At 57.1% G+C, this 9,432-nt stretch carries 8 protein-coding genes and 1 pseudogene; 6 read left to right on the forward strand and 3 right to left on the reverse strand.

Annotated features, from left to right (window positions below; all coding sequences use genetic code 11):
* Both tssB and KUL77_RS08065 read right to left on the reverse strand, forming a co-directional pair.
* Positions 1-443 (reverse strand): type VI secretion system contractile sheath small subunit (tssB, locus tag KUL77_RS08060; RefSeq protein ID WP_297145511.1); only part of this gene is annotated, 443 nt, incomplete at its 3' end.
* Between the two features lie 39 nt (positions 444-482).
* Positions 483-989: a hypothetical protein gene (locus KUL77_RS08065; RefSeq protein ID WP_297145514.1), complete on the reverse strand. Its 507-nt coding sequence runs from the start codon at positions 987-989 to the stop codon at positions 483-485.
* 337 nt (positions 990-1,326) lie between these two features.
* Between KUL77_RS08065 and tssJ the strand changes: the two genes are divergently transcribed.
* From tssJ to KUL77_RS08095, 6 genes are read left to right on the forward strand one after another with little or no spacing between them, the layout of a single operon-like run.
* Positions 1,327-1,887 carry a type VI secretion system lipoprotein TssJ gene (tssJ, locus tag KUL77_RS08070; protein WP_297145517.1) on the forward strand — a complete coding sequence of 187 codons (561 nt, stop codon included), beginning with the start codon at positions 1,327-1,329 and terminating at the stop codon, positions 1,885-1,887.
* Positions 1,888-1,939: 52 nt separating this feature from the next.
* Positions 1,940-3,274: a type VI secretion system baseplate subunit TssK gene (tssK, locus tag KUL77_RS08075; protein WP_297145521.1), complete on the forward strand. Its 1,335-nt coding sequence runs from the start codon at positions 1,940-1,942 to the stop codon at positions 3,272-3,274.
* The gene (gene icmH, locus KUL77_RS08080) at positions 3,274-4,062 is read left to right on the forward strand and encodes a type IVB secretion system protein IcmH/DotU (RefSeq protein ID WP_297145523.1); all 789 of its coding nucleotides are present in this window, start codon (positions 3,274-3,276) and stop codon (positions 4,060-4,062) included. Before tssK ends, icmH begins: the two co-directional genes overlap by 1 nt.
* A gap of 21 nt (positions 4,063-4,083) precedes the next feature.
* Positions 4,084-6,927, forward strand: a complete 2,844-nt coding sequence (locus KUL77_RS08085) for a type VI secretion system Vgr family protein (protein WP_297145526.1) — start codon at positions 4,084-4,086, stop codon at positions 6,925-6,927.
* Positions 6,928-6,932: 5 nt separating this feature from the next.
* Positions 6,933-8,588 (forward strand): hypothetical protein, encoded by a 1,656-nt coding sequence (locus KUL77_RS08090; RefSeq protein WP_297145529.1) that lies wholly within the window; start codon positions 6,933-6,935, stop codon positions 8,586-8,588.
* Positions 8,585-9,280 carry a hypothetical protein gene (locus KUL77_RS08095; RefSeq protein WP_297145532.1) on the forward strand — a complete coding sequence of 232 codons (696 nt, stop codon included), beginning with the start codon at positions 8,585-8,587 and terminating at the stop codon, positions 9,278-9,280. Before KUL77_RS08090 ends, KUL77_RS08095 begins: the two co-directional genes overlap by 4 nt.
* 16 nt (positions 9,281-9,296) lie before the next feature.
* Here the strand turns inward: KUL77_RS08095 and KUL77_RS08100 are convergent.
* A pseudogene (locus KUL77_RS08100) lies at positions 9,297-9,432 on the reverse strand (IS1595 family transposase); the annotation flags it as partial.

A 9,432-nucleotide genomic window follows, 5' to 3' on the forward strand; every position in this document is an offset into this window, starting at 1 on the left:
TTCAGTAGGTCTTCTAGCTTCTCGTTCCCTGCAATCTTGTTGCGCAGATCGGCCAGCTTAGTACGTGCCTCAAGCAAGCGGCGCAGCGGTTCCACCTGTTGCACGAGTGCGTCGGGCGTAAAATCATCCATCGACTTGAACCTAAGCTCAATGCCAATTTCACTACCGTCGTTACTCAGCATATTAGGTACGCGGTATGCGGTACTTGGGCTAACGCCTTCCATGACCTCGTCGAAGTTGTCCATATCAATATTGACGAACTTGCGATCTTTGATCTTTGCCTGCGCCTGCGGTGTCTTCCCGCTGAAGTCCCCTAGCACACCCACCACAAAAGGCAGCTCTTTCTGCTCGATCGCATCGCCTTTTTCGACGTCATAGGTCAGCTGCACACGCGGCGGGCGAATCTTTTGCAGCCGCTTCTGAACGCTATCTTTCTTTGCCATGGAATGTTGTCTCCAAATTTTTTGGCACGACCTACGGCCTTACAGACCGAGGTTGCGGAATGGGTTGGCCTTGCCTTTGCTGCCTTGTTGTGGCGCTGCAGGCTTCGCCGGTGCTTCAGCCACGTCAGCGCTGACCGCTTTACGCCCCGTTGAACGCTTCACGCGCTTGACCGGCTTTTCCTTCTCGTTCGACGCCAGCTCATCCTTATCGGCGATGCTCTTCAGTGACTTCTCTAACGTCTTGGCTTCCTGCTTCGCCGACTCCGACACCAGTACGCCGCGCCCTTGTAGCTTGTTAAGCGACTGACTTGCCACGCGCAGCCCCGCCACGGTGATCACGCCATCAGCCACCAAGTCACTTGGGTCACGCTGCAGCACCTCTTCTGCAGCCACGATGGCACGTGCGTATTGGCCACGATCGAACTGGAGCTGGGCAATACGCACCCACGGCTCCTTGCGCGTTGGCGCAAGCTTGGTCACGTCCTCAAACGCCGTGATCGCCGCCTCCTGATTTCCTGCCCCTACCTTCGCCTCGGCATTGCTCATTGCATCCTCAAACGAAAGCCCCTTGCCTTTCTGTGGCGACGATGCGCAACCTGTGACAACCAACGTCACACCCATTGCAACAACCAACCACACCCCCCGTATGACAGACCCCATAACACCACCTTGTCGTAAATTGTCACTTTAATACTATATTCATCATTAAAAAATTACTAGCACCCTAAAACACTGTAAACACTAGTGCATCAACGCGATATTTGTCACATAATAGCAAAATAAAATTGACGTAGAGCGTCAGTTTTTTCTGACCCAATCTCCAGGAGCACTTCGCGTGGGAGCAGCATTCGCTTTATCGAAGCTAGGCAGGATGCTCGCGCTAGTGACACTAGTAGTCACCGTGCTTGGTGGCTGTACTAGCTCAGGCAAGCTCAGCAAGACGCTCGACAAGGCGCTTCAAGTCGTTGGCCTAGAGACCACGGCGAGTAAAAAGCCCAGCACGCTCACCGTGCAGCTTCATGCGGGAAGCAATCTCAATGCGGGCAATAGCCGCAAGCCCAGCGCCACCATCATCAAAATCTACCGCCTGCATGGGACGCAGCTGTTTGAGCAAGCACCCCTCAATGCGTTCTTGAATGAAAGCAGCGAGAAATCCGCCCTCGGCACTGACCTTATTTCCGTGCGCGAAGTTGTGCTTAGCCCCAACATTCAGCAGGACGTGAGCGAAGAATTGACTGAAGACACCGCAGCGCTTGGCATAGTCGCGCTGTTCCGCACACCCGCAGACAACCGATGGCGGCTTGCGTTTGATGCGCGCAACCCGGAGTTACTCCGCAAAGGCGTCACCGTAGGCCTACACGCATGCGCGCTCACAACCGCAAACATTGGCTTACTAAGCCGCTATTCCGGTGAGCCAAACAGTCTCGCCTCCATCCGCTGTTAATCCTCTTCCATCGTTTGTCCGACAGGTTCAAGACGTGTCACACACCAGCAAAATGTCAAAAATTCTTTGGGGCGAAGGGCTGTTTTTGCGGCCTCAACACTTTCAGCGTCAAGACGCTTATCACGAGGCGCGGCTGCACGACCTGACACAGACGCAAAGCCCTTATGGCTGGGGTGTGCGAAGGGTGACGTTTGATCCTCATGCACTCGCCAGTGGCGTGCTCCGTCCCATCGAGGTTTCCGCGATATTTCCCGATGGCGAAACCTACAGCGCGCCGGATCACGACTTACTTCCTGAAGCTTTATCCCTGCAAGAGCTTCAAGAAAGCAGCACGAGTACGACCGTGTACCTTGCCCTTCCCTTGCTACGCGAAGAGGGTGGCAACTACAACCAACAGGAAACCACCAGCCCCTGTCGGTTCAAACAGGTCAATGCATCCACCCACGATCTCTTCACCAGTGCAGCAGAAGCCGATCTTTCCTTCCTCGCAAAATCGGCAAGGCTGCTGATTGAAGACCAACCTCGCGATGCTTACATCAGCATTCCCATTGCACGCATACGGCGCACGTCGAGTGGCAGCTTTGAACTAGACACCAACTTCATCCCACCCTGCGCAAGCATTGATGCATCCCCCATGGTGCAGCGCGAGCTTCGTTCTATTCTTGACGCACTGCAAGCCAAGGTGGATGCACTTTACGGTCTGCATAGGCAGACCTCGCAAAATATCATCGAGTTTCGTTCGGGCGATATCGCCTCGTTCTGGCTACTGCACACCATCAATACCGCGTTTGGTGCACTTGCGCACTTCGCTCACAATCCCAAACTGCACCCCGAGCGCCTACACCTAGAGCTAATCCGGTTAGCCAGTGCACTCCTCACTTTTTCGAATAGCTATCAACTCAGCGAGCTTCCCGCCTACCGTCACGAGCAACCGGAAGCATCCTTCCAAGCACTCTTTGACATCATTCGCGTCCTGCTAGATACCGTGATTTCGACGCGCTATTTCAAGATCGCGCTCTCTGAAGTGAAGCCCTCATTCCATCTTGGGCATTTGGACTCGCAACGTATTGACGGTGACGTTGCGTTCTACCTTGCCATTTCCGCCTCCATGCCTGCACAAGAGCTTATTCAAAGCACCCCCATCCGCTTCAAAATTGGCGCGCCTGATGACGTTGAAAAATGCGTTCTGTCAGCCTTGCCAGGCGTCAAGCTCACGCATGCCGCGCAGGTACCTGCAGCCATTCCGGTTCGCCCTGGTAGCCACTATTTCGCACTAGACCCGCGCGGTGCGCTCTACGAACGCATGCTCAAGTCGCAATCACTCATGATCTACGTGCCCTCCGGCATCAGTGATCTCACTATGGAACTTGTTGCGGTAGCCGCCTAATGAACACTCCACTCCCGCCTCCTCCCGGCCCGATTCCATCACTAACGGCGCAGCCTATGCTGGCAGCGCCGCAGCCAACCCAAACGCCACAGAGCCTATTGGATCTGATGGCCGATGGCTTCTATCTACTGCTATTACTTAAGCGCGGCCAACTGCCTACGAACATTGAATCGTTCGTAAGTGAAGTGCGCCAGTTTTTGGATAGCACAGAACGCCAAGCCATCCGCATGGGCATTGCGTCAGAAGATATCTACGCCGCGAAATATGCCTACTGCGCAGCAGTTGACGAAGCCATTTTGATGCAGCCTTCATCACTGCGTGACACTTGGGAATTGCAACCTTTACAGCTACGCCTCTTTGGTGAACATCTTGCGGGTGAACGCTTCTTCGACCGTCTGGAAGAACTGCGTCAGCAAGGTGCTACACGGCTCCCGTCACTAGAGGTTTATCACTACTGCCTACTCATGGGCTTTGAAGGCAAATACCGTCTGGAAGGAACCGAAAAACTGGGTTACCTCACTGCGCGCCTGGGCGATGAGATCGTCTATTTCAAAGGCAAGCGCCACGGGTTTGCACCGCATGCACTTCCTCCCGATAACGTGCGTCACGCGCTGCGTCGCGTTGTGCCGCTCTGGACACCGGCAGTCATCGTTGGCATTGCCGGCACCCTCACATTCTTTGGGTTGCACTGGTACATGCAGCAGGAGACCGAACGCCAGCTCGCGGCTTACAACAATGTTGTGCAAATGCCACAGCGCGTGGCCCACGTCACGATCACGCTGCCATAACCCACTTGGACTCTGCGCGATATGGATATCCCATCCTTACTCACCTCTCTTGCCACCCCATCTCATGCGCACCGCCTGCTGCAACTTGAGGCCCCGCACGCAGGGCTGGTGGTGGAGCGTTTTTCTGGGGAAGAAGAAGTCTGCGGCAATCTGCGTTTACAGATTGATTGCCTGTGCACCGATGCACATTTAGACACCTCCGCATGGCTAGAACAACCGCTCACCCTACGCCTGCATTTAGCCGATGGGCGCCTGCGCCAATGGCACGGACTATGTGACGCCGCTGCATTACTGGGAAGCGATGGCGGCCTTGCGCGCTATCAACTAGTGCTGGTGCCATGGACACAGCTGCTCACGCAGCGGCGCAATGCGGTGATCTTTCAAGACCAAACTGCACGCAGTATTTGCGAGACGATCTTTGCCGACTATCCGCAGGCAGAGTTTCGGTTTGATGTACAAGAAACCCTACCCGTGCGTGCCATTACCACACAGTACCGCGAGAGCGATTGGGCCTTTGTCACAAGACTCTTGGCCGACGCCGGATTAGCGTGGCGAATTGAGCAATCGCAAGAAGGCGCTGGCAAACACACGCTGGTGGTGTTTGATCCCTCTGCCACGCTCGAAAATTTAGGCGACGTGCGCTTTCATCGCGCCCACGCCAGTGAAGACAGTGACGGCATTACCGCGTTCTCGCACCGCCTGCAGTGGGTGCCCACCGCAAGTACCGTAGGCAGTTGGCACAGCGAACAAGTGCAGGCCAATGCCGCGCAGGTGAGTGCAGCCGTCGGCTCACTTCCCGTACTGGAGGTGTATGTGCAGCCGCGCACGGGGCGGTTTGCGCAGCTCAGCCTTGCCCAGCAGTCGGCGCAGGCGCGATTGGATGCGCTACAGCTTCCGCACACGCTCTTTACCGGCACGAGTAGTGTACGCAGCTTGGCGGCGGGGTCACGATTGACTCTGCGCGAACACCCGCAGTGGGATGGTGCTTTGCTGCAACTGCTCAGTGTGCAGCATGTAGCGGTGAATAATTTGGACAGTGGCATTGCCGAACTACTACATGCGCCAGAGTTAGAGCAAGGCAGCTATCGCAATCGGTTTTTAGCCACACAGGCCGGTGTGCCCGTGCGCGCCCTACCGGCCGACCGTCCCACGGCACAAGGGCTACAGACAGCACAAGTTGTGGGCCTACCGGAAAGTGCACTTAGCCCCAACCGCGACCATCAAGTGCGCATCCAGTTTGGCTGGCAGCGCGGGCCGCGTCCCAATGCTGGGGGGCTTGCCGATACGGGTAGCCAGCAACCCGGTCACGCCCCCGGCGACCACACCTCTGGCACTTGGGTGCCGGTAAGCGAGTGGGTCGCAGGCCCCAACTGGGGCAGCGCCTTCCTTCCACGCATCGGCAGCGAAGTGCTTGTGGAATTCTTGCACGGCGACATCGACCAACCGCGCATCGTGGGGCAGCTGTATAACGGTGAAGTATCGCCTCCCTTTGGTGGTGGTGTGGACGCCATTCAACCCGGTGTTCTCAGCGGCCTACACACCACCGCGCACGACGCTAGCCATGCCCAGCAATGGGTGCTGGACGACACGCCCAGCCAGCTACGCACGCGTCTGCACACATCACTGGCAGACAGCCGCTTGGAGATGGGGCACCTAATTTTTCATCAACAAACCAGCCGTGGTGCGCTGCGCGGTTTAGGCTTCGAGTTGGGCAGCCGAGGTTGGGGCAATGTGCACGCCGGACGCGGCCTGCTGCTGTCTTCCACCGCGCGTGAGCAGGCGCGCTCTACCCTACTGGATAACCACGAAACCGTAGCCCAGCTCAAAGGTGCGGAACGCTCGCTACACGCCATGCACGACACCTTGCAACAACAACAAGTGCCGGGGCTTGCTGCATGGGAGAGCACGCAGCGCTTGCGCGAGCAAGTCGATCAACGCGCGGCGGGCCACTACAGCGGTCGCGTGAACGGCCAAAGCGCCTACAAACCCGGTGACGATGGCCGCACGCCCGGCAGCGCCCCCGTAGAACGCTTCGCCAGCCCACTACTGCTTGCAGAAAGCCCCGAGCACCTGCTCTGGGTTACCCCCGCCAGCGCCGTGGCTCAAGCAGGCAAACACCTGCAGCTCACCACTCAGAACGACCTCCACGCTAGCGCCGCGCATACCCTTGCAAGCGTCAGCGGGCAGCACGTGAGCTTGTTTACCCAAGCCAACCCGCTGCGCGTGATCGCTGCCAACGGCCCCGTGAGCCTACAGGCTCATACCGGCGAACTGGAACTGCTGGCCGACCAAGCCATCACCATCACCGCCACCGACGACCGCATCGATGTGCTTGCCAAAACCAAAGTCACCCTGCAAGCAGGCCGCAGCGCCATCATCCTGGAAGGCGGCAACATTACCTTTATCTGCCTTGGGGAATTTAAGGTTAAAGCTTCCCAGCACCCGTTCTTGGCTGGGGAAAGTAATGCAACGCCCTTCCCGCATTTACCCACCGGCTTGACGAACAGCGCAGCGGCCACCTCCAGCTCCACTGACGTTGCAGCACAATCTGCGCAAGGGACAGGCGCAGGTGGCGGGGCCACTGCGCCGTCTTTACTCAATTCCGCATCCGCGTTGCCACTGACAGACGCCGAGTTCCGCTACGCCCATCACGATGGTGAGCCAGTTAAAGGCGCAACGTACATCGCCCAGTTTGCCGACGGCAGCACACGCACTGGCCGGCTGGACGAACAGGGTTATGTCAAATTCGATGGCATCAAACCCGGCAGCGTGGAAATGACGGTCGGCCACGACGTGCGCCCTTTTGAAAAATTCAAGTTGCCGGTCAAGCCGGATGACGATCTCGACCTCTGGATAAAGGCATAAGACGCATGGATGAGATTTTGGAACGCGTCTGGGACGGCGCAGGCGATGCATGGGAATGGCTGCGCGGCGTCATTCTCGGTGAATGGGAAGACAACCGCTCCCTCAGTCAATGCGTCACCGACGCCTTGGCCGGCTTCGTGCCGGTGATTGGCACTGTGATCACCGTGCGCGACCTGATCGCGGTGATCGTGCGCTTGGCCAAACACCCAGAAAAGCGCGACGACGTGGACGAATGGGTGCTCTTGATCGCCATGTTGCTGCCACTGATCCTGACTGCGATTACCGCGCTGGCTGCCGGCGTTGGCGCGCTGGTGGGCGCGGAATTGGGCGGATTTTTGCGTGCTATTGCCCTGTTCGTGGTCAAGAAAGGCGGGGTGGCGCTGCGCGTCATCATCGAATTCATGCAGGCCCATGGTTACGGCGATGCGATCAAGGCCATGCGTGAAGTGAAGTTTGCCAAGTACAAAGATGCGCTGATCAAAGGCCTTGGCGAACACATCAGCAAACTGGAAACACTCGTCCGCCGCGTGCAAACCCGCTTGAAGAAGCTGTCGCCGGAGTCCCTTCCAAAATGGCTGCCTGGGCGTGATAAGCTGGTGCATGCCATCGACCACTGCGACACGTTTCTGCAGGAACTCAAAGAACTGCGCAGCGCTGCGAGTAACATGATCCCCAAGGCCGTTCTGGAGATGGACGCCCGCCTCAATGCACTGCTGTCCGGCAACATCAAGGCGGCCACCCAGACCCGACACACCATCACCACCGGGAAGACCGCCCCGGCCGTGAAGAAGTTGCAAAACGCCACACAAGAGGCAAATGCACCTGCAACATTGCGCAACCCGGACACCCCGGAGCCGGGCAACACCCGCCGCCTGCCCGAACGCCGCGTGGTTGCACTTGCAGGCCAGCGGGAGTACAAATACGTCGATGCCAGCGGGCGCCCGGTGGGCGCCAAGCCGTATAAAGCGGGCGACACACTGGATAACCCCGCCGTGGGTGCCGGCGACTGGAAGAAGTTTCACGCACCAAAGATCAAAGAAGGCTACCCCGACCTTGGCCCCCGAGGTGACTACGCCAACTTCAGCGATATACGCGTTGGGTCTGCTTCAGCAGGCAGCCAAACCACCTTCAAACGCGTGGTCGGCAAAGGCAAGCCCGAGATGGACAACGGCACTTACTACAATCGCGAATTGCCAATAGACGGAGAAGACCTGCGCGCCAGCTCTTCCGTCAAGGAGGGCTGGAATAACGACGGCGAATACATCGAACTGTCAGTGCCTCCGATAGGTCACCCGGCATGGCGGGAGATTCACCGAGTCCAGCAGAAGAGCGCTCCGGCCGGAGCCGAAGTGCCGTATTTGGAGGAACTGAAATTCTGGGAAGGTTCCGCTTCTTCCAAGATCTATGACGTCGATGCCGGTACTCCCGATGTCCGCGCAGATAATTGGGCCTTTGCTGGGGGCAAGGACCAGCAGCAATTTGGTTATGAGGAATTGCAGGTGTTGAAGAAACACGGCTTCATCTCGAAACGCAAGGCCACCAACTTTCCAGACTACGACCCAGAAGTGAACAACATCGTCCCAAAGGATGGCCCATCCTTTGAAGTTATCCCGCTTGATCGTGCGGTACCACCGCCACAAAAAACTGGAGGTACACAATGAGCGCGGCTCCCGACGACAAGCTGCTGCGAAAAGCATGGCTCAAGCAAAAATTCATCTCGTATGAATATCACGAAGAATTGCTTTCGCTGCATCAGCAGTGGTATGACATGATCAAGCGGGCGTTCGCTCGACCGGAGGTGAAGCGCGATTATCCTGATCTCTACAAATATTTCCAGGAAACGGCATTCAAGAATTTCGATCGCGTAGCCAAACCCGGCCAATGGACGCCCGAGTTTTATCAAGCGCATCGCATCGGTGGGGCCTATCGCGGAATAGCCGACTATGGTCAGCTCATGTACCCGAACTACTGGGAGTGGATGACCGATGCAGAACGTGAGGCCACGCAATCGCTGTGGCTGAAAATGTTGCAAATGTGCACAAATATTCGCCAAACCGTGGACAACTTATGGATCAGTCGTTTTACGGGTGATGATGACAGCATCCTCGATGACGAACTCACCGGTCCCATCGACTGGCCAACCAACTGGCGCGAGCAGATATTAGGGCCCGAAGCCGCAGCGTTAGCTGCGAAAGATGCTTTATGCATCAAAGCCGGCGAACCGGTTCCCGAGTCTGGCACTTACGTCGCCCTTGATCCGCGAGATCGACGCTTTACCGTCACCGCTGGCGAGCAGTTGCCTGACTTGGATTCCAGCTACGGTATTACGGTCTGGCAGCGGATTGCGGGTTGAATATCGCAGCACCTGATTAGCACGAACCCTCAGCAACGAATATTGGCGCATCACGCAAAGCTGCCTCCGAGCACGGTTTAGTTTGAACAACGGCTTGCAGCAAGCACGGCACAAGTGCTTTCAGATCAAACCGCCGGTTGAAGCGCCATGCT

The sequence above is a fragment of the Thermomonas sp. genome (assembly GCF_019104945.1).
Classification (GTDB): Bacteria; Pseudomonadota; Gammaproteobacteria; order Xanthomonadales; family Xanthomonadaceae; genus Thermomonas.